Below are 23,462 nucleotides of genomic sequence, written 5' to 3'. Positions count from 1 at the left end.
CACCCCGTACGGCTGGACCGTGCCCGCGCGCGCCGAGCCGAGGAGACCCTCGTGCGGGGCGCCGACCCACACCCGTACACCGCCAAGCACCCCGCAGGGGACGGGCCGAGGAGACCCTCGTGCGGGGCCCCGACCCACACCCGTACACCGCCAAGCACCCCGCAGGGGCACGGCCAAGCACCCCGCAGGGGACGGGCCGAGGAGACCCTCGTGCGGGGCGCCGACCCACACCAGGGCACCGCCGAGCACCCCGCAGGGGCACGGCCGAGCAACCCCGCAGGGGCACCGCAGGGGCACCGCCCCCGGATACCGCCGAACCGCCCGTAGGGCAACGCGTACGCTCCCGGAGGGACCCCGCCCGGGTCTGCCGGGGAGAACCCCACCGCACACCGCTCCGGAGGAGACATGGCCCCACTCGTGCACGCCGCCCAGGCGACCGGCATCGCCACCCTCGCACTGGACTCCCCGGGCAACCGCAACGCCCTCTCCGCCGACCTCGTCGCAGAACTCCGCGCCGCCCTCGCCACCGCCGCCGCGGACCCGGCCGTCCGGGCCGTCGTCCTCACCCACACCGGCAACACCTTCTGCGCCGGGGCCGACCTCAAGTCCCCCTGCGATCCCGCCGATTTCGTGGCCCTGCTCCGCGAGACCGCCGAGCTGCCCAAGCCCGTCGTCGCCCGCGTCACCGGTCACGTCCGGGCCGGCGGCCTCGGGCTGCTCGGCGTCTGCGACATCGCCGCCGCCGGACCGCAGTCCTCGTACGCCTTCACCGAGACCCACCTGGGCCTCGCCCCCGCGGTGATCTCCATGCCGCTGCTGCCGCGCCTCGAACCGCGGGCCGCCGCCCGCTACTTCCTGACCGCCGAGGCCTTCGACTCCGCCGAGGCCGCCCGCATCGGCCTGCTCACCCTGGCCGCCGAGGACGTGGACGCCGCCCTGGAGCCCGTACTCGCCGGCCTGCGCAAGGCCTCTCCGCAGGGGCTGGCCGCGACCAAGGAGCTGACGGCCGCCGCCGTGCGCGAGGCCCTCGCCCGCGACGGCTCCCGCCTCACCGAGCTGTCCGCGGGACTGTTCGCCTCCGCCGAGGCCCGCGAGGGCATCACCGCCCGCTTCGAGCGCCGGGAACCGTCATGGTCGCTGTAACCGGCCCCACGCAGGGCTCCACGCAGGGCTCCACGCAGGGCCCCAAGCAGGCGCGCAGCCGCGTCACCCGCCGCCACCTCCTGGAGGCGGCCGTGTCCTGCCTGGCGGAGCACGGCTGGGCCGGTTCGACCGTCTCGGTCGTCGCCGAACGGGCCGGGGTCTCGCGCGGCGCCGCCCAGCACCACTTCCCCACCCGCGAGTCGCTGTTCACGGCGGCCGTCGAGTACGTCGCCGAGGAGCGCTCCACCGCCCTGCGCGACCTCTTCCACGCCGGCCCGGCCGCCCGCCCGGCCGTCGTGGAGGCGCTCGTCGACCTGTACACCGGCGCGCTCTTCCGGGCCGCGCTCCAGCTGTGGGTGGCCGCCTCCAACGAGGAGCAGCTGCGCCCGCAGGTCACCGAGCTGGAGGCCCGGGTCGGCCGCGAGACCCATCGGATCGCCGTCGAGCTGCTGGGCGCGGACGAGTCGGTGCCGGGTGTACGGGAGACCGTCCAGGGCCTGCTGGACATGGCGCGGGGCCTGGGCCTGGCCAACGTGCTCACCGACGACACGGCCCGCCGTGCCCGGGTGGTGGCCCAGTGGTCCCGCATCCTCGACGCGACCCTGGGCTGAAACGCGGCAACGAGAAGGGCGCCGCACCCCGCGAGCGGGATGCGGCGCCCAAGGACACGGCCGCAGTCGCTACGCGGTCTCGGCGATGTCCGCGTAGCCCTCGATCTCCTGCGGGTTGCGCCGCCCCGGCCCGATGTAGCGGGCCGACGGACGCACCAGGCGGCCCGTGCGCTTCTGCTCCAGGATGTGCGCCGACCAGCCGGCGGTACGGGCGCAGCTGAACATCGAGGTGAACATGTGCGCCGGGACCTCCGCGAAGTCCAGCATGATCGCGGCCCAGAACTCCACGTTCGTGGCGAGCACCCGGTCGGGACGGCGCGCGTGCAGCTCCTCCAGCGCGGCCTTCTCCAGCGCGGCGGCCACCTCGTAGCGCGGCGCGTCCAGCTCCTTGGCCGTGCGCCGCAGCACGCGGGCGCGCGGGTCCTCGGCGCGGTAGACGCGGTGCCCGAAGCCCATCAGACGCTCGCCCTTGTCCAGGGCCTTCTTCACGTACGCCACGGCGTCGCCGGTGCGCTCGATCTCCTCGATCATGCCCAGCACGCGGGAGGGCGCCCCGCCGTGCAGCGGCCCCGACATGGCGCCGACCGCCCCGGAGAGGGCCGCGGCGACGTCCGCACCGGTCGACGCGATCACCCGCGCGGTGAAGGTGGAGGCGTTCATGCCGTGCTCGGCGGCGGAGGTCCAGTACGCGTCGACGGCCTTGACGTGCCGCGGGTCGGGCTCGCCCCGCCAGCGGATCATGAACCGCTCGACCACGGACTCGGCCTTGTCGATCTCCCGCTGCGGCACCATGGGCAGGCCCTGGCCGCGGGCGGACTGGGCGACGTACGACAGTGCCATCACGGCGGCGCGCGCGAGGTCGTCGCGGGCGGTCTGCACGTCGATGTCCAGCAACGGTTTCAGACCCCACACGGGGGCGAGCATGGCGAGTGCGGACTGGACGTCGACACGGATGTCACCGGAGTGGACCGGAATGGGGAAGGGCTCGGCGGCCGGCAGGCCGGGGTTGAAGGCACCGTCGACCAGCAGGCCCCAGACGTTCCCGAAGGAGACGTGGCCGACGAGGTCTTCGATGTCGACGCCCCGGTAGCGGAGCGACCCGCCTTCCTTGTCGGGTTCGGCGATCTCCGTCTCGAACGCGACGACCCCTTCGAGCCCGGGTACGAAGTCGGACATCAGGCGGCTCCTCAGATAGTGCGAACACGCGCGGCTCCCGGCGTGACTCGCGGTCCGGCGCGGTCATCCCCGTTGATGCCCGGCACGGCCGTCGGTCACCCGCTCGGGGGCCTTCGGACCGGCCCCAAGATTTTGGCCGTTCCGCCCCGACTGCGGAAGCGTGACATACGGCACACCGTGACGGGTCCTGCTGGGGCAGGATGGCCAGCGTGACCGATCAGGACATTGACCCCGCCACGATGCGCAAGCAGTACCGCTCGGAGATCGTCGACGAGGGGGGTCTCGCCGAGAATCCGATGGACCAGTTCGCCCTCTGGTTCCAGCAGGCCGCCGACTCCCGCCTCTTCGAACCGAACGCCATGGTCGTATCGACGGCCACCCCCGACGGCCGCCCCAGTTCGCGGACGGTGCTGATGAAGCAGTTCGACGGCCGGGGCTTCGTCTTCTTCACCAACTACGCCTCCCGCAAGGGCCGCGAGCTGGCCGAGAACCCGCACGTCGCGCTGCTCTTCCCCTGGCACCCCATCGCCCGCCAGGTGATCGTCACGGGTACGGCGGCCCGGATCGGCCGCGACGAGACGGCGGCGTACTTCCGCTCCCGCCCGCACGGCTCGCAGCTGGGGGCCTGGGCGAGCGAGCAGTCCAGCGTGATCGAGTCCCGCGGCGAGCTGGACCGCCGCTACGCCGAGCTGGAGGCCCGCTACCCGGAGGGCGAGCAGGTGCCGGTCCCGCCGGAGTGGGGCGGCCTGCGCGTGTCCCCGGAGGCGGTGGAGTTCTGGCAGGGCCACGAGAACCGCCTGCACGACCGCCTGCGCTACGTCCTGGACGGGGAGAAGTGGCGCGTAGAGCGCCTCTGCCCGTAGCCGTGCTGCGCCGGTCGGCAAACGCAGGCGACCCGCGGGCTCTGGTTTCTCTCCTGCAGTGAGAGAAGCCGGCCGGACGTACCGGCGAGCCCGCGGGTCGGGTGACTGCTTGGGATTGGCGCCTGGCGATCCCGCCGGGCACCGCACTGGGTGCGTGCGACGACGGGCGCTTAGCCCGCAGTCACCTCACGCGTCCGGAGTTCATACATTTCCGGGATCACCTCCTTTCAGTGTGTGTCCACTCTAAGCAGGCCTGTGCCGTCCGCTCAATCGAATTTCGTCGGCGAATGCGTAGGTGTATCCATCGGCTCTCTGGAGAAGCCGCAAATTCCGGTGGGAGACATCAAAGCGGCTGGTCAACGTCGTGATGCGATGCTGACCGCTGGTCCGGACCGCGACGCGTTCCACCCAGCTGCCGGCCCACTTCCCCTTGGGGACGACCGCCGCTACCAGGTCTCCGGTCGAGTACCCGTGGTGGACCTTGCCGCGCGGCCGCTGCAAGCGGGGGAACCCGAAGCGGTCAGGGGTGGTCCTGGCGTACGAACCACGCCCTGTCGACGCCACCACCAGGATCTGCGCGGGCACCCGGACGAGGGCGTCCCCTCGCGCGCGGTCGATGACTCCGGTGGCCAGGGCATCGAGCGTGTGGCTCTTCGGCAAGCCCATCGCGAGCCGGTTCCAGTGGGTACGCCCGCCTGACCACGCATGCACCGGCACACCCTGCGCTGCGAGCGCTTTCACGAGCTGGAGCCTGGTGGCGTTCGTGGCGGCTACGTCCTGCAGAGGTCTCCTCAGCTGGGCGATGACGCGTTCCAGACGGGCCGGCCGGTCGGCGAGGAACTCTTGGACGGGCGCCGTCCCCTTCGCCTGATTGCAGGGAATGCAAGCGAGGACGAGGTTCGATACCCGGTCCGATCCACCACGGCTTCGTGCGCGCACGTGATCGATATTGAGAGGCACCCCCGTGGCATCGCAGTAGGCGCAGGACCTCTTCCATTTGGCCAGAAGGAACTCACGGACCTCGGATGCGCCGTACGTCGACTCGACACCTGCCTGCGTGCCGGACGGCATGACTCCGGCGAATGCGGTCGTGTCGAACGCGACCTGTTCCACGTGGATCTCAAGTACCGGTGCGTATCGACACAGTCGCACGACAACGGCCATGGTCGAGTCGATGCGATGGCGCAAGGAGGGGGGTAGCCAGCCGTCCGGTCGCGGGCGGTTGTCGTGCCGGGGTGCCCGGTACCGGAGATTCGCCGAACGCCTTCGGCGGCGATAGGCGGCGCGTCGCACCATGCCGCCGTGGATCTGTTGTCCCCGATGCCGGAGCTCGATCGTGATCAGCCCCCGGCGGGCGACCGCGGTCCGGCCCGTCGGGCCGATCCGGTGGCGCTCATCCGTGATGGCGATGCCCGTCGCCCTGGAGCCGGGATCAAGGCGCAGCTGTACGCCCTCGACAGCCGAGCCCGCACGGGTCCGGTGCTTGAGCCGGATGGTGAAGGGAGCCCGCCGTGCCACGACGGCGCGTCCACCGGCGAGCAACTCGCGCGCACGGGCCGGATGGCAGGGCATTAGCGGCTCGCCCCCCTTGGCCAGCACGAACACCCGGCTGGCCGCCGGGCGGGGAGCGTCATCGCTCCCGGTCTCTGCCGTCTCCGCAGTCGAAACGGCAGATCTGGCGTGCCGCCGACGTGTCCCGGTGCGGACTCCGCCGGTCTCCCCTCGCCCATGTTCCGTACCGGTGCCCGGCATCGCGGCCGGGAGTCCGTGAGCCGTTTCGTCCCTGCTCCCAGGGGTGTCTGCGCTCGCGGATTCCAGAGCGGGCTGCTGAGGAAGCACAGCCCGGTGGGTCTGCTCACCTGCAAGGAACGTAGTCATCGAGGCACCTCAACTGATCCGGGGATCGTGATGACTGGGGCTGGTCACTCGGTGTACGGGAGCGAGTGACCTCCCTTCTCGTGGTTCTCGCGACGCTACGCACCCCGGATCGTGAGGTGTGGAGGTTGAGGAGAGGTCACTCGAACGTGTGGCCGTTCCGGTCGTGCCTTCCCAGGTGCCGGGGGCGCATTGATTTCCGCGAATGCGGTGTGGGCTGCGTCACGTTGCAGTTCAATGATCTGACGTGCCGCACACGCGAACACCTGCAGGGGGTGCCAGGTGAGTGCCTACGGACGTAGCGAGACCGCCGACGATCTGCTCGCAGCCTTGTTGGACGGGATGGACGCCGCGCTGTGCGCGTTCGACTCCGACGGGGTGATCACCCACTGGAACCGTGAGGCCGAGCGGATCCTGGGCTGGACCGCCACCGAGGCCGTCGGGCGCAAGGGCTTCGAGGGGTGGGCGGTGCGGGCCGCCGACGCGCATGACGTCCAGGACCGGCTGATGGCCGCCCAGCACGTGCCCGGCCGCCAGGTGCACGAGTTCGCGCTGCTGACCAAGGACGGCGGACGCGTCCTCGTACGGACCCAGTCCGCCGGAGTGCCGGGCGCGGACGGGAAACCCGCCGGGGTGTACTGCGCGTTCAGCGAGGTGCACGCCCAGATCGACCTGGAACGCTCCATCGCGCTCAGCGAGGCCCTCATGGACGACGCCTCGTGGGGTGTCGTCCTGGTCGACGTCGATCTCCGCCCCGCCGTGGTCAACGCGCACGCCGCGCAGGCCTTCGGGACCGGCCGCACCGCGCTGCTCGGCCGGCCGCTCGGGGAACTGCTGGCCCAGGGCGTCGAGGAGCTGGAGGGCGCCCTCCAGCACGTGCTCGCCGAGGGGGCCCCGCCCGCGCCCGTCGAGCTGTGGGTGTCGGTGCGCACCCCGGAGGGGGTGCGGCGCAGGTGCTGGCGGTGCGGGTTCCTGCGGCTGGCCTCGCCGCTGGCGGAGGAGCCCGTACCGCTGGGCGTCGGCTGGCTGTTCCAGGACGTCACCGAGGCCCGCCAGGAGCAGTTGGACACCGCGCAGTTGAGGTTCCGCTCGCACCAGCTCCACCGTGCGGGCAGGGCCGCCGCCGAGTGCGAGGACCCGGCCGAGGCCGCCGCGGTACGGCTGGACTTTGCCCTCGCCGGCTTCGCCGAGCAGGCGCTGCTGGACGTACTGGACCCCGCAGCCGACCCCGAGCGGCGAAGGCTCGTACGGTCGGCCGCCTCGCCGCCGGTGCTGCCGGGGCCCGGGTCGATCCCCGTCCGGTACGCGGCGGGGCATCCGGCGCTCCAGGCGCTGGACCGGATCGGCTCGGTGCGGACCAGCGCTCCGCGCGGGGAGCCGGACGCGCAGTGGGCGCGGGCCCGCCAGTGGCCCGAGGGCGCGGCGCACGTGCTGTGCACGGTGCTGCGGAGCCGGGGGCGGACCCTGGGGGCGCTGACCTTCGTGCGCGGCCCCTCGCGTGCGCCCTTCGAGCGCGCGGACGCGGTGTACGCGGAGGAGGTCGCGGCCCGGGTTGCGGCCGACCTGGACCTGGCGGCAGGTCCGCCCGGCCCGGACAGGGCGACTCCCTAGCCGGCGGCCGGCCCGGAGAGACGGCCTAGTGCCGGAAGAAGATCCGGTCGCCGTACTCCTGCATCACGCGGCCGTTCCACTCGTGGCCGCCGTCGACGTTGCCCGAGCGCAGCAGCGGGGGCTCCACCCCGCGGGCGGCGAGTTCGCCGGCCGCCGCCGCCATGACCGCCTGCATGATCGCGCTGGTCACGACGGTGGAGGCGGGGGCGAAGGGGGCGTCGATGCCGTCGATGGTGAGCTCGGCGTCGCCGACCGCGATCTTGCTGTCGAGGACGACGTCGCAGTGGTCCTTGAGGAAGGTGCCCGAGACGTGCCGCGACTTCGTCTCGGTCGCGTACGCCACCGAGGTCACCCCGATGACCTTGAGGCCGATGGCGCGGGCGTTCATCGCCATCTCGACGGGCAGCGCGTTGCGCCCGGAGAGGGAGATGATCACGAGGACGTCGCCGTCGGAGGCGGGGCTGCTGTCGAGCACGGCGCCGGCCAGTCCGTCGACCCGTTCCAGGGCGCTGCCGAGGGTCGCGGGCATGACGTCGATGCCGGCCGTGCCGGGGACGGCGAGGAAGTTCATCAGGGCCAGGCCGCCGGCCCGGTAGACCACGTCCTGGGCGGGCAGCGAGGAGTGCCCGGCGCCGAAGGCGAAGAGCCGGTTGCCGGCGGCGACCGCGTCGGCGACGAGGGAGCCGGCCTCCGCGATCCGCGGGGCCTCCTCGTCCCGTACGCGCTCCAGCAGACCGATGGCGGCATCGAAGAACTGACCGGCCAGCTTGCTCTCGCTCATACGCCGATGGCCCTTCCAGGGGTGGGGGAGCGTCCGTGTCCGCCGCTCACCGTGCGGTCTGGACCAAGGGCGTGTCAATACGGACGTCAATCCCGGGCCGAAAGCCCCGGTCGCGCGCCCCGGACATCCCGGGGCGATCTTCGCGGGGGTGTCCGGGAGATGTCCGGGAGCGGTCTTGACCGTCGGCACGGGACGGTTGTCGGCCCGATGCGTCAGAATTGGGGGCAGGGCCAGCGCACGCAATCCGAGGGGCACGAATGTCCGGACTGATCGATACCACGGAGATGTATCTCCGCACCATCCTCGAGCTGGAAGAGGAAGGCGTGGTCCCCATGCGCGCCCGTATCGCCGAGCGGCTCGACCAGAGCGGCCCGACGGTGAGCCAGACGGTGGCGCGGATGGAGCGGGACGGCCTGGTGGCCGTCGCCAGCGACCGGCACCTTGAGCTGACCGAGGAGGGGCGCCGGCTGGCCACGCGTGTCATGCGCAAGCACCGGCTCGCGGAGTGCCTGCTCGTCGATGTCATCGGCCTGGAGTGGGAGCAGGTGCACGCGGAGGCCTGCCGTTGGGAGCACGTGATGAGCGAGGCGGTGGAGCGGCGGGTGCTGGAGCTGCTGCGTCACCCGACCGAGTCGCCGTACGGGAACCCGATCCCGGGGCTGGAGGAGCTGGGTGAGAAGGCCGAGGCGGACCCGTTCCTGGAGGACGGCATGGTCAGCCTGTCCGAGCTCGACCCGGGGACCGAGGGCAAGACCGTGGTCGTCCGGCGGATCGGTGAGCCGATCCAGACGGACGCCCAGTTGATGTATACGCTCCGGCGGGCGGGGGTACAGCCCGGCTCGGTGGTGAGTGTGACCGAGTCGCCCGGCGGTGTTCTGGTCGGCAGTGGCGGCGAGGCGGCCGAGCTGGACGTGGAGGTCGCCTCGCACGTGTTCGTGGCGAAGCGCTGAATCCGGTGCGTCGGCGTTCGCTTCGGCGGCCGCGCCGGCGCGGACTCCTCCGGTGGATGCGCTCGCACGAGCCGTGGCCCTTCGGGGCCCGACCCGTACGGATGATCAGCTCTTGGTGTGGTCGGTCCCGGCGCCTTTCGGCGCCGGGACCGGTCCTCCCCTTGTGACCCGGAGCCCCGAGCTCTCAAGGTCGTCCCCTCGGACCGTCTTCCCCGAGCGGCCCGCCTCCCTGTTGAAAGGATCTCCATCGGCAGCGGCGGCCAATCCTTGAGCAAGGTCACTCGAAAGAGCGGTGTTGTGGGCGAGAAACCCGTTTTCGAATACGGGTTCGATAGTCTGGCGGGGAGCGAAGGGGGTGCATCTGCGGTGGTACAGCGCGTCGATGTGACAGGGGCCGAGGGTGTGCGCCTGGCCGCCTGGGAGTTCCGCGAAGCAGAGGCCGAGCCCGACCCCCGCCCCGGGGTGCTGTTACTGCACGGCCTGATGGGCCGCGCCTTCCACTGGGCCGGCACCGCCCGCTGGCTCCGCGAGCGCCACCGCGTCGTGGCCCTGGACCAGCGCGGACACGGCCAGAGCGGCCGGCCGCCCGCCGAGACTCCGACCTCTCTGGGCCGCGAGGCCTTCGTGGCCGACGCCGAGGCCGCCGTCGAGCAGCTCGGTCTCGCCCCCGTCACCCTGATCGGCCACTCCATGGGCGCCCTCACCGCCTGGCAGCTCGCCGCCCGCCGCCCCGATCTCGTCGAAGCCCTCGTCATCTGCGACATGCGTGCCTCCGCCCTGGGCGCGGCCTCCCAGGAGGAATGGGAGGACTGGTTCCACCACTGGCCGCTGCCCTTCCCCACCCAGGACGCGGCCCGCCGCTGGTTCGGCGAGGACGATCCCCGGGTGGAGCGGCCCGACCCCGGCCGCGGCGCCTTCTTCGCCGAGGTCATGCACGAGGCGCCGGACGGCTGGCGCCCGCTCTTCTCCCGGCGCCAGATGCTCACGGCCCGTGAGACCTGGGTCCACGACGCGCACTGGGAGGAGCTGGCCCAGGTCCGCTGCCCCTCGCTGGTGGTCCGCGGCCTCGACGGCGAACTGGGCAGGGCCGAGGCCCAGGAGATGGTCCGCGTCCTCCCGGCGGGCCAGTACGCGGAAATCCCCGACGCCGGCCACTACCTCCACTACGACCAGCCCACGGCCTGGCGCGCCGTCCTGGAACCCTTCCTCGACGGGATCAAGGCCGAAGCCCCCTGACACGCTCCGGCACGGGGGTCCCGCGGGCCGTTGTCGCGGTACGGACAACGGGCCCCCGGGCGGTCCCGCCCGGCGCCGCGCCCACGCGATCGGGCCGGCCTCCTCTCCCCTTGCGGGAGAGGAGGCCGGCCCGATCGCGTGTGGCCAGTGGCCGGTGGCCAGTCGTCGGCCGTCAGCCCTTGCTGACCGCCGACAGGATCTCCGGCAGCTTGCGCGCCACCGTCGGGGCCGAGAGCCGCAGGCCCGCCCAGGTGGCCAGAGCGCCCCAGGCCACGCCCACCGGCAGCACGATCCAGGAGATGTCGTGGTGTTCGGCCGCGTTGAGCCAGATCGTCAGGACGATGACCGGGGCGGAGATCACCGCCGAGACCAGCAGCCCGCCGAAGATGCCCGCCCAGGCGAGCCCGGCCTGCCCGGGGACGACGTTCTTGAAGGCGCCGTCCGACGGGATGGAGTACGGGAAGCGGGCGGAGGCCAGCGCCCCCGTGCAGAGCATCGAGCCGAGCAGGGCCAGGGACAGGCCCGTGGCCGCGGGGAAGGACGACCAGTCGCCGATCACGGCAGCCGTGACCACGGTGACGAGGACCGTGAACGGGACGGTGACCAGAGCCAGCGCGAAGGCCCGGGCGCGCAGCTCCACGTAGGCGTCACGCGTGTTCGAGATGGTCTGCGCGACCATCCAGAACGCCGAGGTGTCCTGCCCGAACTGGTTGTACATCTGCATGCCGAGCATGCTCGCGCCGAAGCAGGCGAGGTAGACGGATCCCGTGCCCTGGAGGGCGTTGAAGACCGGGATGATCATGCCGATCGCCAGCGCGGTCACCCAGGCGGCCTTGGTCTTCGGGTCGCGGACGGCGTAGCGCAGGGTGCGCTGCACGGCCGCTCCCGTCCGGCCGGCGGGCAGCAGGGACCACACGCCGCCCGCGCCACGGTCCTTCGTCGGCCGGGCGGCCGCGATGGTCGAGCCGTCGGGGGTGACCATCAGCCGGGTCAGGCTCCGCTCCCAGAACCACAGGAGGGCGACCACGGCAGCCACGGTCAGGGCCAGTTGGGCGGCCGCCACCCCGTAGGCGCCCTCGCTCGCGGAGTCCACCATGCCGATGGCGGTCGCCGGCGGCAGCCAGCGCACCACGGCCTCGACGGGCTCCAGCGTGGCGAGGCCGCCCGCCTGGAACAGGCGCTGGCTGCCGAAGTTGACCAGCTGGCCGCCCACCGCGATCAGCAGACCGCTGAGGATCGCCAGGTCACGCCCCTTGCGGCTGCTCAGCAGCCGGACGTTGGCCGTGGCCACCGCCCGCGCGAGGGTCACGCAGCCGAGGACGAGCAGGGGCGCGGCCACCACCGCGGCCACCGCGCCGGCGGCGCCGCGTGCGACGGCCAGTACGGAGCCCACGGCCAGGCACAGCGTGAACAGCGGTCCGATGCCGACCAGCGAGGACACGAGCAGGGCCCGCACCAGCGGTCGCGGCCGCAGCGGCAGCATCACCAGCCGGCTCGGGTCGAGCGTCTCGTCCCCGGTGGGGAAGAACAGCGGCATGAAGGCCCAGCCGAGGGCCAGGAGCGCGGCCAGCAGGACGACGACGGTGCCCGCGTGGACGTTGCCGTGCAGCAGGGCCAGGCCGAGCGTCACGAAGAAGCCGACGACGAGGGCGAAGGCGAGCGACGAGAAGTAGGCGGCCTTGCGCTTCGACGAGCCCTTCAGGCCGTTGCGCAGCAGCGACAGCTTGAGGCGGACGAAGATCGGGGTCAGCGGGACGGCCGCGCGGGAAGAGGCCCCGGCGCTCCCGCGACTCCCGGTGCGCGCGGCACTCGCGGTGGCGGGCGTGGTCACCATGGCGGCCGGATCGGCGGCCGGGCCGGCGGGCGGGGTCATCGCGATCCCGCCCCGGAGCCGCCGCCGAGCCACTCCAGCGAGTCCCCGGCCGCGTGGCGCCCGTGCGCTCCGACCAGTTCGAGGAATGCGGCCTGCAGGGAGGGCGCGGAGCCCCGTACCTCGGCCAGCGGGCCCGCGGCGCGGATCCGTCCGGCGGCCATCACGGCCACCCAGTCGCACAGCGACTCGACGAGCTCCATCACGTGCGAGGAGAAGATGACGGTGGCGCCGGAGGCGGTGTAGCGCTCCAGCACCCCGCGGATGGTCTGCGCCGACACCGGGTCGACGCCCTCGAACGGCTCGTCCAGGAAGAGCACTTCGGGGTTGTGCAGCAGTGCCGCCGCCAGGCCGATCTTCTTGCGCATACCGGTCGAGTAGTCCACGACCAGCTTGTGCTGCGAGCCCGCCAGGTCGAGGACATCCAGCAGCTGCGTCGCCCGCTTGTCGGTCTCCTCGCCCGGCAGTCCGCGCATCCGGCCCATGTAGCCGAGCAGTTCGCGCCCCGACAGCCGCTCGAAGAGCCGCAGCCCCTCGGGCAGTACGCCGATCCGCGCCTTCACCTCGGTCGGGTCCGCCCACACGTCATGTCCCGCGACGTGGACCCGCCCCATGTCCGGACGCAGCAGTCCGGTCACCATCGACAGCGTGGTCGTCTTGCCCGCGCCGTTGGGGCCCACCAGGCCGATGAACCGGCCCGCGGGCAGTTCGAGATCGATTCCGGCGACGGCCACCTGGTCGCCGAACCGCTTCCACAGACCTTCCACCCGCACGGCGGGCGGCGCGGATCGCGCGCCACCCGTTCCGTTCGTCCCGCCCGTCGCATCGCCCTGGTCCGGCATGCGCCTGCCTCTCATTACGTCCCCGTTGGTCGTTCCTTCTTCACCATAGGAGGAGGGGGAGAGGCCTGAGCAGTTACTTATGTCATCAGTTTTCGCCCCGGATCGCAGGGCCGGCGGGGGCGGGTCGTCACACCGGCGGGGCGGGGCGGGTCGTCACGTCGGCCCCGACGCCCGACGCCCCGCCGCCTCGGCGTCGGCGCCGCGGGCCTCAGCCCTGGCGCCGCTTCCGGTCCGCCGCGGCCTCGCTCCCGCAGGCGTAGGCGAGCGCGTCGATCAGCTCCTCCGTGTCCGGCAGCCAGCGGTTCGCCGGCGTGGGCCGCCGCGCCCACTGGACCGAGCCGCGGCCGCCGAAGCGGGTGGGCGGCGCCGCCACGTACTCGCCCTCGCCGCGCGCGACCAGGTCGATCGTGGCCGGCGGCCAGCCCAGCTTGCGTACCAGGTCGGGCACCTTGACGCCGACGCCCGGCAGGACGAAGAACAGCATCCGGTGGTCGGGTGTGAGGGTGACCGGTCCCAGGGTGCGCTCCATCCGCTCCAGGCGTGCCAGCGCCAGGAATCCGGCCGATTCGGGCACGTCCAGCGCGTCGAAGGTCCGGCCGGTCGGCAGCAGGATCGAGGCCTGCGGGTGCTTCGCCCAGATCCGCCGGACCTGTACCGCGCTGCCGGTGGCCTGCGCCGCCCAGTCCTTCACCGCCGGGTGCGCGCCGGGCGCCGGGCAGTCCGCCGCCCCGCAGGAGCACAACTCGCGGCCGTCTGCGGGCTCCAACCAGGTGCCGGCGAAGACATCCCAGTGCCGTTCTTCCGCGTACCGCACGGCATGGTCCAGCAGCTGCTCGCCGCGCTGCTTGGGGATGGGTGCGGTCTCCGTGACTCCGATGGTCTCTTCCACGCCCATCACAACTGCCCGGGTCACCCGGGGTTACGGGCGTAAACCAAGGGGCGGGCGGAGCATCGATCCTGCATACGGGGCGCACTGATGCACGCGTGGGGGCGCGTAGGAGGCCGGGGCGCCGGAGTTGGGTAGCGACACGACGCAGAGCGGAAGATTCTCCGCACATCAGGCGGGAAGTGATCATTCCAACGGATCACCCGCGGTCAGCAGGGGGTTTTCATGGCAGCCAGGCCTCTCGTCGCCCGCCAGCCGAACGAACGGCTGCAGGCGCTCATCCAGGAAGCCGGGTGCTCCAACGCCGGGCTCGCCCGGCGCGTGAACATGTGCGGGGCCGAGCACGGCCTCGATCTCCGCTACGACAAGACCTCCGTGGCCCGGTGGCTGCGCGGCCAGCAGCCGCGCGGCAGGGCCCCCGGAATCATCGCCGAGGCGCTCGGGCGCAAGCTCGGCCGGACCGTCACCATCGACGAGATCGGCATGGCCAACGGGAAGAACCTCGCTTCCGGCGTCGGCCTGCAGTTCTCCCCGACCGTTGTCGGCGCCATCGAGCAGGTCTGCGAGCTGTGGCGCAGCGATGTCGGCCGCCGCGACTTCCTCGCGGGCTCCAGCGTGGCCGCCTCCGCGCTCGTCGAGCCGAGCCGCGACTGGCTGATCACCGGGGCCGACACCCAGGTCGCCCGCAGCGGCGGCTCGCGGGTCGGCATGCCGGACGTCGAGGCGGTCCGGGCGACGACCGAGGCCCTCAAGGACCTCGACCACCGCTTCGGCAGCGGGCACGTCCGGCCGGTGGTCGTGCACTACCTCAACTCGGTGGTGTCCGGGCTGATCGGCGGCTCGTACCGGGAACCCGTCGGGCGGGCCCTGTTCGCGGCCGTGGCCCGGCTGACCGAGCTCGCCGGCTACATGGCGGTGGACACGGGCCAACCCGGCCTGGCCCAGCGCTACTACATCCAGGCGCTACGCCTCGCCCAGGCCGCGGGGGACCGGGCGTACGGGGGCTACGTGCTCGCGGCGTCCATGAGCCACCTCGCCGCCGAACTGGGCAACCCGCGGGAGATCGCGCAGCTGGCCCGGGCCGCCCAGGAGGGGACGCGCGGGCAGGTCACGCCGCGGGTCGAGGCCATGTTCTACGCCGCCGAGGCGCGCGGGCACGCCCTGCTCGGGGACACCCGGGCGACGGCGGTGCTGTCGGGGCGGGCGGTGAGCGCGCTGGAGCGGGCGGAGCCGGAGTCGGGCGACGACCCGGTGTGGATCCGCCACTTCGACACGGCGTACCTCGCGGACGAGCTGGCGCACTGCCACCGGGATCTGGGCCAGGCGGACGCGGCGGCCCGGCGGGCGGAGGAGGCGCTACGGGGTCTCCCGGCGGGCAAGGAGCGCCGCCGGGCCATCGGGCTGCTGCTGCTGGCGGCGGCGCAGGTGCAGCAGCGGGAGGTGGAACAGGCCTGCCAGACGGCGGCGAAGGCGGCGGAACTGCTGGAGGGGATCCGCTCGAACCGGGGGGTGGAGTACCTGGACGACTTCCGGGCGCGGCTGGAGCCGTACCGGGAGGAGGCGGCGGTGCGGGAGTTCGCGGCGCGGCTGGAGGTGACGGCGTAGGCCGGCGGCCGGGGCGCCGCCCGGGACCCCGCGCCTCCGACGCCTCCGACGCCGGCGGGGTCGGACCGGGCGGACCGGGTGGACCGGGCGGACCGGGCGGACCCGGGTTCGGGGTGCTCTCACGGCGGCGGTGCGTGACGGGGTAGCGTGACCCGACGGTTCCGTAGGGTCGGGCGAGTCGGAGAAGGAGTCCCGGTGACGCAGAGCGGACAAGGGGGCGCCCCCCAGCCGGGTGCCCCGTGGGGTCCGGACCCGGCGTCCGGGTATCCGGCGTACCCGGAGCAGCCGCAGCCACCGCACCCCGGGGCCGCGTACGGGTACCCGCAGGCCTATCCCGCCCCGGAGGGCGAGCCCGGGCACGTGGTCGGGCCCGGCTACGAGGGCCCGGGGGAGCCGCACGGCTACGGCTATCCGCCGCTGCCCGAGGCCGCGACCCAGTACATCCCGCCCGTGCCGGCGGCCGCCGCGCACGAGGAGGCGGCGACGCAGTACATACCGCCGGTGCCCGCGGCGCCCGCGCACGACGAGGCCGCGACCCAGTACATCCCGCCCGTGCCGGCCGCTCCCGCGCACGAGGAGGCGGCGACGCAGTACATACCGCCGGTTCCCGCCGTCGAGGGGTTCGACGGGCTCTTCCGCGGCGACGACTCCGCGGGGCAGACCCAGCACCTGCCGCCCGTCCAGGAGCCCGTGCTGCGGCAGCAGCCGCGGCGGCCCCGGCAGCCCCGCCCGCCGCAGCCGCAACAACCGCAGTACCAGCAGCAGTTCCAGCAGCCGCCGCAGCAGCAGTACGCCCCGCCCCCGCCGCCCCCGGAGCCCGCGCGCCGGGTCTCGCCCGCGATCATCGGCGCGGTGGTCATCGGCCTGGCCGTCGTCGGGCTCGGCGTCGGTTCGCTGCTCGCCGACGGCAAGCCGCAGAACAACGACCCCGGCGCGGTCGCCGGCACCCCGACCGCGAGCGGCGGCTCCGCGGCCCCCGGTGGCGAGGCTCCCGTGGACCCGGCCCGCCCGCAGGCCGTCCAGCTGGACAAGCTCCTCGCGGACAGCAACGACAGCCGGGCCGCGGTGATCAAGGCCGTGGAGGACATCAAGGGCTGCAACAACCTCGACCAGGCGGCCGCCGACCTGCGCGACGCGGCCCGCCAACGCGAGGAGCTCGTCACCCGGCTCCAGGAGCTGAAGCTGGACCGGCTCCCGGACCACGCCAAGCTCTCCGCGTCCCTCACGAAGGCCTGGCAGTCCTCCGCGGACGCCGACAACAGCTACGCGGCCTGGGCGGACGACGTCGACGACGACAAGTGCAAGGACGGCAAGGCCAAGGCCACCAAGAACGCCGCCGACGGCAACAGGTCCAGCGGCGAGGCGACGAAGGCCAAGGAGTCCGCCGCGGCCCTGTGGAACTCGATCGCGACCAAGTACGGCCTCACCAAGCGCGACAAGTCCCAGCTGTGACGAGGCGCGCCGTGTGGGGCCGGCTGTTCGGCGGCGGCGGCGGCGATCCGCAGCCGGGGCCCGGCGGGCCGTCGGGGCCGGCTCCGGGCCCGGAGGGCGTGAGCATGGCGCAGATCACGGAGCCCCTGAGTCGGAACATGGCCGCGATCGACGGGGACTTCAGCATGGAGGGCATCCAGAAGCTGGGGAACCCCGTTCCGATGCTGGTCGAGAACGCCGGGAAGGGGCTCTTGGAGCTGTGGCTGGAGCCCTTCGGGCAGGACTACTGGCTCCAACCCGGCGAGAGCTTCATCGTGACCTCGTACGGGCACTGGAGCGACCGCCCCTTCGAGACGGCCCACGAGCCGGAGCGCATCCAGGTGTGGGCGGCCTCGTGCTTCGCCACCGTCACCTTCCCGGACGGCACCGAGGTTCCGGGGGGCCACCAGAGGCCCCGCGCGGAGTACTACGAAAACGGCTGAAGCGCGGCCGGACGGGGCCGGGAGGGGTTTGGACGGGCTCGGGAGGGGTTCGGACGGGTTCGGGAGAGGTTCGGACGGGTTCGGGCGGGGCTCAGGCCGTGCGCGGGGCCTGTTCCAGGGTCGGGGTCATGTCCAGGGGCTGCTCGCCGGGCTGTGCCACGACCCGTCCGGCCTGCACGATCTGGAAGGTGACCCGGCCGTTGACGATGCGGGGGAAACCGGCGACGGCGCGCATGTCCTGGTAGCGCCAGCTCAGGTCGGGGGTGAGGCCGCCGGTCCTGATCGGCTGGGCCTCGTTCAGCGACCGCTTGACCATGCGGGCGGTGACGTCCTCGTCCTCCTTGAAGCGCTTCAGCACCTCACTGAACACCGTGTAGGCGATCCAGGTGGTCTGCGCGCCGCTGTCGTCGGGATCGACGCCGTCGTCACCGAAGGCGAAGTCGGTGACCACCTTGCGCATGGGCTCCCAGACGGGGTCGGAGGAGACCGGGTACCAGCTCGTCAGGTACGCGCCCTCGAAGGGGCTCTCCTTGCCGCCCGTGCGGTCCACCAGGGACTGGCTGACACTGCCCAGCACGGAGGAGATCTGCGGCTTCTTGCGCTGGGCGTCGGTCCGGCGGAAGGCGTCGAAGAAGGTCTCGGTGCGCTCGCCGAGGACCGCGGTGACGCAGCCCTTCTCCTTTTCCTTCTCCTTGCCGGTGCCGCTGGTGTGGGTGAGGGCCTCGCGGGCCTGCGGTCCGAAGTCCGCGGAATCCTCGGCTGCCCGGATGTCGGCGGCGTCGGCCATCTTGTTGGCCCGCAGTCCGGCGTTGAGCAGCACCGGCAGCGTGTCGCCCGCGATCGTGTCGGGTCGCACCAGCGCGACCTGGTCGCAGGCGCGTCCCAGCTGGTGGCCGGCGCCGGCGATCAGGACGGACTGGCCGCCGTTCACCGGATAGGACAGGGGTGACTGGAACTCCTCGGAGGAGACTCCGTAGCCGCCGATGAAGGGGATGCCCTCCGCCTCCAGCGGGGCCATGAAGGCGCGCCCGTGCTGGCTGTAGGAGCCGATGACGGCGACGGCCTTCTCGGCGACGGCCTTGCGGGCGCAGTCGGCGGCGCCGGTGGGCGTGTTCTTCTCGTTGCAGGTCAGTACGCGCAGTTTGTGACCGTTGAGCCCGCCCTTGGAGTTCACCCAGCGCTCGTAGGCCTTGGCCATACCCGTCATGCCGGGCATGTTGGTCGCCTTGGTGTCTTCCGGGGCGAACGTCATGACGGTGATGGTCTTCCCGGAGCCCCCCGGGCCCCCGGGGAGCGCCCCGCACCCGGCGATGAGACATGCACCCATCACCGTGGCCACGAGGATGCGGGAGGGAGATGCGTCGCGTCGCGAGTCGGTCATGTCCATGCACCATTCCGCCCCACCGGTAACTGTCGAGTGAGTCGCGCACAACATTCGGTGACGCCCAGGTGAATTACGGGGGGAGGGCGGCGGCGGGCGTTCCCCGTGGGCGCCTCAAGATCGCACCGGAGGGGAACGTACGATCGAAAGCGTGACATTCGCCCAAGGTTCGAAGAACTCTTCCCGCCGCGGTGGCCGCTCCTCCACCATGGGCGGCATGCCCCTCAATGACATGCCGTGGTGGCGCTGGCGCGGCAACGTGCGCTCGGCGCTGCACATGCTTTCGGATCCGGTCTTCCACGAGGACACCTGGCTGACCGGCGACGAGGCGTACGGCGACGTCACCGACGCCGTGTACCGGCTCGTCGAGGACACCTGGCTCGACAGCTGGTCCGCCGAGAAGTACGTCGGCACGATCTTCCGCGACTCGCAGGAGGCGACCCTCGTCGACCTCGCCGTGCTGCGGGTGCTCCGCATCCTCCACCAGGTCGGGCCCGACGCCCCCGTATCCGCCTACCTGGAGCACCACGCGTGGCCCGAGGCGGTACGTGCCGCGCGCGAGGCACACGTACGGCTGGCGGAGGCGGACGGGGACGACCCCGACGTGCGGCCCACCTCGCTCGATGTGCTGAGGATCCTCACCCGCGCGGTGTGAAAGGCTGTGCGGTCATGAGCGACCCGCACAACGAGGCCCAGGCCCAGCCCCAGTACGTCCTGACCATGTCCTGCCCCGACAAGCAGGGCATCGTGCATGCCGTGTCGAGTTACCTCTTCATGACCGGATGCAACATCGTGGACAGCCAGCAGTTCGGAGACCGGGAGACCGGGCTCTTCTTCATGCGGGTGCACTTCGAGGCCGAGCCCCCGGTGACGGTCGAGAAACTGCGCGCCAGCTTCGCCGCGATCGGCGACTCGTTCAAGATGGACTGGCAGATCCACCGCTCCGAGGAGCGCATGCGGATCATCCTCATGGTGTCCAAGTTCGGGCACTGCCTGAACGACCTGCTCTTCCGGTCGAGCATCGGCGCGCTGCCGGTCGAGATCGCGGCCGTGGTCTCCAACCACACCGACTTCGCCGAGCTGGTCGCCTCGTACGACATCCCGTTCGTGCACATCCCGGTGACGAAGGACACGAAGGCGGCGGCGGAGGAGCAGCTGCTGGAGCTCGTGCGCGCCGAGAACGTCGACCTGGTGGTGCTCGCGCGGTACATGCAGGTGCTGTCCGACAAGCTGTGCACCGAGCTGAGCGGGCGGATCATCAACATCCACCACTCGTTCCTGCCGAGCTTCAAGGGCGCGAAGCCGTACCACCAGGCGCACGCACGGGGCGTGAAGCTGATCGGCGCGACCGCGCACTACGTGACGGCGAACCTCGACGAGGGGCCGATCATCGAGCAGGAGGTCGAGCGGGTCGGGCACGAGGTGACGCCGGACCAGCTGGTGGCGATCGGGCGGGACGTGGAGTGCCAGGCGCTCGCGCGGGCGGTGAAGTGGCACAGCGAGCACCGCGTGCTGCTGAACGGTGCCCGCACGGTGGTCTTCGCGTAGCCGCCCCACCATCCAGCCCCGGGGGCCGCGCAATTCCGGCATGCCGCACCATCCAGCCCCTCCGACGTTCGAGGAGCGGGGTGCGGGGGCGGGGGTGCGGGGGGCGGCGCCCCCCGCAACGGCCCGCACGGGCCCGCCATGCCTCACCGGTATCCGGCCCTGCGGCCCGGCTTCCCGGGGCGCCGCCCCGGACCCCGTGCCTCAAACGCCGGCGAGGCTGAATCGGCGCAGCCATGCCGGAAGGACGCGGCGCCGGCGAGGCCGTACGGTACGGCCTGGCCGGGTTCGCGTTACGCGTCCGGGGCTTCCACGCCGCAGTAGCCCGCGAAGGCCGACAGGATCTCGTCCTCCGAGATGCGGCCGTCGCCGTCGGCGTCCAGGGCCTGCGCCACCTGGGTGGCCAGCTCCGGAGCCGTGCCCAGGACGCGCAGGACCCGGGCCGCGTTCGGTGGGGTCGCGCCCGCGCCGTCCTCGTCCGCCACGGCGATCACAGCCCGCAGGAACGGCCGCGCGATCTCCGCGAACCGCTGCGGGTTGTCGCGCAGCCGCTTCGCCGCCCCGGTGATGAACTCCTCCCGGGAGACCCGCTGGTCCCCGTCGACGTCCGCGATGCCCGCCATGCCCTGCCAGAAGGCCTCGGCGCCCGCGAAGACGGCCTGGCCCTTGTCCGACCGGGCGGTGGTACCGAATTCGGCCAGGACGGCCTTCGCGGCCGCGCTGAAGTCCTCCCGGTCGATGTAGCCGGACCCGTCCTGGTCGAAGGTGGCGAATCGGGCGGCGATCTTGCGCTCGTATTCTGCGCTTTCCATATTCGGCGTTCCGCCTTCACGTGTGCAGTGGGGTTCAGATCAAGTCAAGGCAGGAGCGTAAGGCCTACGTGGCCAGCGCGTTAAGCGAAGCGGTCAAGGAGGCGTGCGCATCGAACCCGCGCACGGGGAGCGCGGTGGGGCGCGTACACCTGTCCCCATGTGCCCTCGGCCGTACCACCGTTCACACCCTGCCACGCCCCTATCACGCAGGGCGCACTTCAAGGGTGAGGTTCTCCCAAAACAGGCGCGATCCGCCATGTGCCCCGTACATTCGATGCGTCGACACACGGCTGGGGGCATTCATGCCGAAGGACGCACCACCGCGCTGGGACCGCCGCATGCAGCAGCGGCTCGCCCGTGGCGAAGCCGCCGCGCTCGGGGAACTGTACGACCGCTTCGCCTCGCTCGTGCACAGCCTGGCCCATCGAGTGCTGGGCGACGAGAAGGCGGCGGACCGGATCACCCGCGAGGTGTTCGGCTACATCTGGGAGAACCCGGACGCCTACGACCCCAAGCAGGGCTCCATGCGCTCCTGGGTCGCCCGGATCACCCAGGGCCAGGCCGTGGCCCGGCTGCGCCAGGCCGAACTGGGGCGCGGCTCCCGCGAGGAGCTGGAGCAGAAGGTGCGCAGCGCCAACGCGGCCGCCCGCGCCGACTACATCGTCACCTCGATGCCCGCGCCCCTGCGTGCGGCCCTGGAACTCGCGTACTTCAAGCGGCGCGACTACCGGCAGGCCGCCGCCGACCTGCAGATCAGTGAGGACGAGGCGCGGCGCCGGCTGCGGCTCGGGCTGCAGTTGCTGTCGACCGCCAACGCCCTCCCGCAGGAGGAAACCGCCCAGTCCGGATATGGAACCACTCGATGAACGGCCCTGCCCAGTCGCCCGGTGACGGATACGAGCGTCCCGGAGGCCAGGCGCGGATACCGGGCCCGCGCGGGGCCGCCGACGATCTCGATCCGGTCCACGCGCCGCAGTCGCTGCCGCCGCTGCCGCCGTTGGGGTCGCCGGTGTCACCGCCCGCGGGGCTGCCGGACCCGGACCGGGACCCGGACCCGATGCGTGACCCGGTGGGCGAGTCGATGCCCGAGGCGATGCCCGACCTGATGCCCGAACCGGTGCTCGATCCGTCGCCGCCGCCCTCGCACGCCGTGCTGAAGTCCCTGCTCGGGGCATGGGCACTGGCGGCCTGCTCGGCCGAGGAGACCCAGGCGGTCGAGGACCACCTCACCGAATGCGCGCCCTGCGCGGAGGAGGCGCTGCGGCTGCGCGACGCCGTGGGGCTGCTGCACCCCGAGGAGAACCTCGACCTGAAGCCGCTGCTGCGCTCCCGCGTCCTGGAGGACTGCCTGGGCAAGCGGCCGGCCCGCATTCCGGTGCCGGTGTGGGCGAGTCCGTACGACACCGAGACCGCGCGGCTCGACGCCCTGCTGCAGGACTTCGGGGACTCGGAGTGGCACACCCCGGTGCGGCTCAAGTGGTTCGAGGAGGAGCGGCGCCGGTCGCAGCGGACCACGGTGGCAGGGGTGATCGGTCATCTGCTGACGGTGGACGGGATGATCGCCTCGGCGCTGGGGCTGGACGACCCGCTCGGCCCGGACGCGCCGAAGGGCGGTCCGACCGCGCGGACGGAACACTTCTGGGGTGCGTCGGTGAACCCGGTCACCCGGCAGGTCCGCGACCCGTGGCGGGAACAGGGCCACACGCTGGTGCGTACGGTCTCCTTCGCAGGCCGGGGAGTCGCCGAGCTGGCCGTGGACTACGGCGGCTTCGCACTGCCGCTGGGCGACGCGTTCCTGGAACGGGCCTTCGAGTGCTGGGTGCACGCGTGGGACATCGCGGAGGCGGTGGACTACCCGTACGAGCCGCCGTCCGGGCCGCACCTGCACGGGATGATCGACCTGGCGGCGCGGCTCCTGCCGGGCGCGCTGGCACAGCGCAGGCGTGCGGGCCTGGCGGCCCCGCCGCGGGGCCTGGTCGCGGCGGGCGCACCCGGACGGACCCTGCACCTGGAGATCGAGGGCGCGGGTGGCGGCGGCTGGGACATCGCGCTGGACTCGCCCGGAGCGAAGCCGTCGCCGGAACGGACGGTGGCCGAGATCGCCCTGGACGGCATCGAGTTCTGCCAGCTGGCCGCGGGCCACATCTCCCCGGAGGAGGCGGCGGTGGGCCAGCACGGCGACCGCGAGGCGATCCGCGACGTCCTGTTCGCGGCGGCTTCGCTGAGCAGGTTGTAGGGGGCGGGCGCGGGGGCCGGGCGCGGGGTGGCTTCGGTGGGCGGGAGCCGCTTGACCGGCATCAGAGTCGCGTATGGGGGTTTCCCGTCAGTCTCATCGTCTCTCCGTGTCGGGCCGGTCCCTCAA

General features: G+C 72.5%; 21 protein-coding genes. 13 read left to right on the top strand and 8 right to left on the bottom strand.

The window, feature by feature from the left end; all coding sequences use genetic code 11:
- The first annotated feature begins 405 nt into the window (after window positions 1-405).
- Together IE257_RS37255 and IE257_RS37250 are read left to right on the top strand one after the other, a co-directional pair.
- The gene (locus IE257_RS37255) at window positions 406-1,143 is read left to right on the top strand and encodes an enoyl-CoA hydratase family protein (protein WP_189974458.1); all 738 of its coding nucleotides are present in this window, start codon (window positions 406-408) and stop codon (window positions 1,141-1,143) included.
- A complete protein-coding gene (locus tag IE257_RS37250) occupies window positions 1,131-1,754 on the top strand; it encodes a TetR/AcrR family transcriptional regulator (RefSeq protein ID WP_189974456.1) in 624 nt (207 codons plus the stop codon). Before IE257_RS37255 ends, IE257_RS37250 begins: the two co-directional genes overlap by 13 nt.
- Before the next feature lie 69 nt (window positions 1,755-1,823).
- On the opposite strand, the gene IE257_RS37245 is transcribed toward IE257_RS37250, so the two are convergent.
- Window positions 1,824-2,930, bottom strand: coding sequence for a citrate synthase 2 (locus IE257_RS37245; RefSeq protein ID WP_030009579.1), 1,107 nt, complete (start codon window positions 2,928-2,930; stop codon window positions 1,824-1,826).
- Between the two features lie 200 nt (window positions 2,931-3,130).
- Between IE257_RS37245 and pdxH the strand changes: the two genes are divergently transcribed.
- A complete protein-coding gene (gene pdxH, locus IE257_RS37240; RefSeq protein ID WP_189974454.1) occupies window positions 3,131-3,793 on the top strand; it encodes a pyridoxamine 5'-phosphate oxidase in 663 nt (220 codons plus the stop codon).
- Between the two features lie 243 nt (window positions 3,794-4,036).
- Here pdxH and iscB read toward each other — a convergent pair whose 3' ends face one another.
- Window positions 4,037-5,398 (bottom strand): RNA-guided endonuclease IscB, encoded by a 1,362-nt coding sequence (gene iscB, locus IE257_RS37235; RefSeq protein WP_229920899.1) that lies wholly within the window; start codon window positions 5,396-5,398, stop codon window positions 4,037-4,039.
- Between the two features lie 552 nt (window positions 5,399-5,950).
- Between iscB and IE257_RS37230 the strand changes: the two genes are divergently transcribed.
- Entirely contained in the window at window positions 5,951-7,279 is a 1,329-nt protein-coding gene (locus IE257_RS37230) for a PAS domain-containing protein (RefSeq protein ID WP_189974450.1), read from the top strand.
- Window positions 7,280-7,304: 25 nt separating this feature from the next.
- Here IE257_RS37230 and IE257_RS37225 read toward each other — a convergent pair whose 3' ends face one another.
- Window positions 7,305-8,060, bottom strand: a complete 756-nt coding sequence (locus IE257_RS37225; protein WP_189974448.1) for an SIS domain-containing protein — start codon at window positions 8,058-8,060, stop codon at window positions 7,305-7,307.
- 257 nt (window positions 8,061-8,317) lie between these two features.
- On the opposite strand from IE257_RS37225, the gene IE257_RS37220 reads away from it, so the two are divergent.
- A complete protein-coding gene (locus IE257_RS37220) occupies window positions 8,318-9,010 on the top strand; it encodes an iron-dependent transcriptional repressor DtxR (RefSeq protein WP_030390665.1) in 693 nt (230 codons plus the stop codon).
- A 366-nt stretch (window positions 9,011-9,376) separates the two neighbouring features.
- Entirely contained in the window at window positions 9,377-10,246 is an 870-nt protein-coding gene (locus IE257_RS37215; RefSeq protein ID WP_189974446.1) for an alpha/beta fold hydrolase, read from the top strand.
- A gap of 172 nt (window positions 10,247-10,418) precedes the next feature.
- Here IE257_RS37215 and IE257_RS37210 read toward each other — a convergent pair whose 3' ends face one another.
- The 3 genes from IE257_RS37210 to IE257_RS37200 all read right to left on the bottom strand — a co-directional run bounded on the left by IE257_RS37210 (window position 10,419) and on the right by IE257_RS37200 (window position 13,847).
- Window positions 10,419-12,080, bottom strand: a complete 1,662-nt coding sequence (locus IE257_RS37210) for a transporter (protein WP_372453092.1) — start codon at window positions 12,078-12,080, stop codon at window positions 10,419-10,421.
- Window positions 12,081-12,115: 35 nt separating this feature from the next.
- Window positions 12,116-12,958 carry an ABC transporter ATP-binding protein gene (locus IE257_RS37205; protein ID WP_189974444.1) on the bottom strand — a complete coding sequence of 281 codons (843 nt, stop codon included), beginning with the start codon at window positions 12,956-12,958 and terminating at the stop codon, window positions 12,116-12,118.
- Between the two features lie 208 nt (window positions 12,959-13,166).
- A complete protein-coding gene (locus IE257_RS37200) occupies window positions 13,167-13,847 on the bottom strand; it encodes a bifunctional DNA primase/polymerase (protein ID WP_189974442.1) in 681 nt (226 codons plus the stop codon).
- A gap of 222 nt (window positions 13,848-14,069) precedes the next feature.
- Here IE257_RS37200 and IE257_RS37195 point away from each other — a divergent pair, with 222 nt between their 5' ends.
- From IE257_RS37195 to IE257_RS37185, 3 genes are all read left to right on the top strand, one after another.
- Window positions 14,070-15,449 carry an NsdA family TPR-like regulatory protein gene (locus tag IE257_RS37195; RefSeq protein ID WP_189974440.1) on the top strand — a complete coding sequence of 460 codons (1,380 nt, stop codon included), beginning with the start codon at window positions 14,070-14,072 and terminating at the stop codon, window positions 15,447-15,449.
- Between the two features lie 195 nt (window positions 15,450-15,644).
- The gene (locus IE257_RS37190) at window positions 15,645-16,901 is read left to right on the top strand and encodes a hypothetical protein (protein ID WP_229920897.1); all 1,257 of its coding nucleotides are present in this window, start codon (window positions 15,645-15,647) and stop codon (window positions 16,899-16,901) included.
- 104 nt (window positions 16,902-17,005) lie between these two features.
- Window positions 17,006-17,362, top strand: coding sequence for a hypothetical protein (locus IE257_RS37185; RefSeq protein WP_189974436.1), 357 nt, complete (start codon window positions 17,006-17,008; stop codon window positions 17,360-17,362).
- A gap of 91 nt (window positions 17,363-17,453) precedes the next feature.
- On the opposite strand, the gene IE257_RS37180 is transcribed toward IE257_RS37185, so the two are convergent.
- Window positions 17,454-18,743 (bottom strand): ABC transporter substrate-binding protein, encoded by a 1,290-nt coding sequence (locus tag IE257_RS37180; RefSeq protein ID WP_189974434.1) that lies wholly within the window; start codon window positions 18,741-18,743, stop codon window positions 17,454-17,456.
- 208 nt (window positions 18,744-18,951) lie between these two features.
- On the opposite strand from IE257_RS37180, the gene IE257_RS37175 reads away from it, so the two are divergent.
- Together IE257_RS37175 and purU are read left to right on the top strand one after the other, a co-directional pair.
- Window positions 18,952-19,398: an SCO4402 family protein gene (locus IE257_RS37175; RefSeq protein ID WP_189974460.1), complete on the top strand. Its 447-nt coding sequence runs from the start codon at window positions 18,952-18,954 to the stop codon at window positions 19,396-19,398.
- 14 nt (window positions 19,399-19,412) lie between these two features.
- Complete coding sequence (purU, locus tag IE257_RS37170; RefSeq protein WP_189974431.1) at window positions 19,413-20,291, top strand: formyltetrahydrofolate deformylase; 879 nt, start codon at window positions 19,413-19,415, stop codon at window positions 20,289-20,291.
- A gap of 290 nt (window positions 20,292-20,581) precedes the next feature.
- Here purU and IE257_RS37165 read toward each other — a convergent pair whose 3' ends face one another.
- The gene (locus IE257_RS37165; protein WP_030390654.1) at window positions 20,582-21,100 is read right to left on the bottom strand and encodes an EF-hand domain-containing protein; all 519 of its coding nucleotides are present in this window, start codon (window positions 21,098-21,100) and stop codon (window positions 20,582-20,584) included.
- A gap of 302 nt (window positions 21,101-21,402) precedes the next feature.
- Here IE257_RS37165 and IE257_RS37160 point away from each other — a divergent pair, with 302 nt between their 5' ends.
- Window positions 21,403-21,966, top strand: coding sequence for a sigma-70 family RNA polymerase sigma factor (locus IE257_RS37160; RefSeq protein WP_081523132.1), 564 nt, complete (start codon window positions 21,403-21,405; stop codon window positions 21,964-21,966).
- On the top strand, window positions 21,963-23,336 hold the full coding sequence (locus tag IE257_RS37155; protein WP_189974429.1) for a zf-HC2 domain-containing protein: 1,374 nt from the start codon (window positions 21,963-21,965) through the stop codon (window positions 23,334-23,336). Before IE257_RS37160 ends, IE257_RS37155 begins: the two co-directional genes overlap by 4 nt.
- Window positions 23,337-23,462 lie beyond the last annotated feature (126 nt).

The sequence above is a fragment of the Streptomyces avidinii genome, from assembly GCF_014650695.1.
In the GTDB taxonomy this organism is placed as follows: Bacteria; Actinomycetota; Actinomycetes; order Streptomycetales; family Streptomycetaceae; genus Streptomyces; species Streptomyces avidinii.
The sequence above is the reverse complement of the archived record's forward strand: the minus strand, read 5'-3'. Positions and strand labels throughout refer to the sequence as shown.

Coding starts and splice junctions, on each gene's coding strand:
- IE257_RS37255 (WP_189974458.1), top strand. CDS start 406: ATGGCCCCACTCGTGCACGCCGCCCAGGCGACCGGCATCGCCACCCTC.
- IE257_RS37250 (WP_189974456.1), top strand. CDS start 1,131: ATGGTCGCTGTAACCGGCCCCACGCAGGGCTCCACGCAGGGCTCCACG.
- IE257_RS37245 (WP_030009579.1), bottom strand. CDS start 2,930: ATGTCCGACTTCGTACCCGGGCTCGAAGGGGTCGTCGCGTTCGAGACG.
- pdxH (WP_189974454.1), top strand. CDS start 3,131: ATGGCCAGCGTGACCGATCAGGACATTGACCCCGCCACGATGCGCAAG.
- IE257_RS37225 (WP_189974448.1), bottom strand. CDS start 8,060: ATGAGCGAGAGCAAGCTGGCCGGTCAGTTCTTCGATGCCGCCATCGGT.
- IE257_RS37220 (WP_030390665.1), top strand. CDS start 8,318: ATGTCCGGACTGATCGATACCACGGAGATGTATCTCCGCACCATCCTC.
- IE257_RS37210 (WP_372453092.1), bottom strand. CDS start 12,080: ATGGTGACCACGCCCGCCACCGCGAGTGCCGCGCGCACCGGGAGTCGC.
- IE257_RS37205 (WP_189974444.1), bottom strand. CDS start 12,958: ATGCCGGACCAGGGCGATGCGACGGGCGGGACGAACGGAACGGGTGGC.
- IE257_RS37195 (WP_189974440.1), top strand. CDS start 14,070: ATGGCAGCCAGGCCTCTCGTCGCCCGCCAGCCGAACGAACGGCTGCAG.
- IE257_RS37185 (WP_189974436.1), top strand. CDS start 17,006: ATGGCGCAGATCACGGAGCCCCTGAGTCGGAACATGGCCGCGATCGAC.
- IE257_RS37180 (WP_189974434.1), bottom strand. CDS start 18,743: ATGACCGACTCGCGACGCGACGCATCTCCCTCCCGCATCCTCGTGGCC.
- IE257_RS37175 (WP_189974460.1), top strand. CDS start 18,952: ATGGGCGGCATGCCCCTCAATGACATGCCGTGGTGGCGCTGGCGCGGC.
- purU (WP_189974431.1), top strand. CDS start 19,413: ATGAGCGACCCGCACAACGAGGCCCAGGCCCAGCCCCAGTACGTCCTG.
- IE257_RS37165 (WP_030390654.1), bottom strand. CDS start 21,100: ATGGAAAGCGCAGAATACGAGCGCAAGATCGCCGCCCGATTCGCCACC.
- IE257_RS37160 (WP_081523132.1), top strand. CDS start 21,403: ATGCCGAAGGACGCACCACCGCGCTGGGACCGCCGCATGCAGCAGCGG.
- IE257_RS37155 (WP_189974429.1), top strand. CDS start 21,963: ATGAACGGCCCTGCCCAGTCGCCCGGTGACGGATACGAGCGTCCCGGA.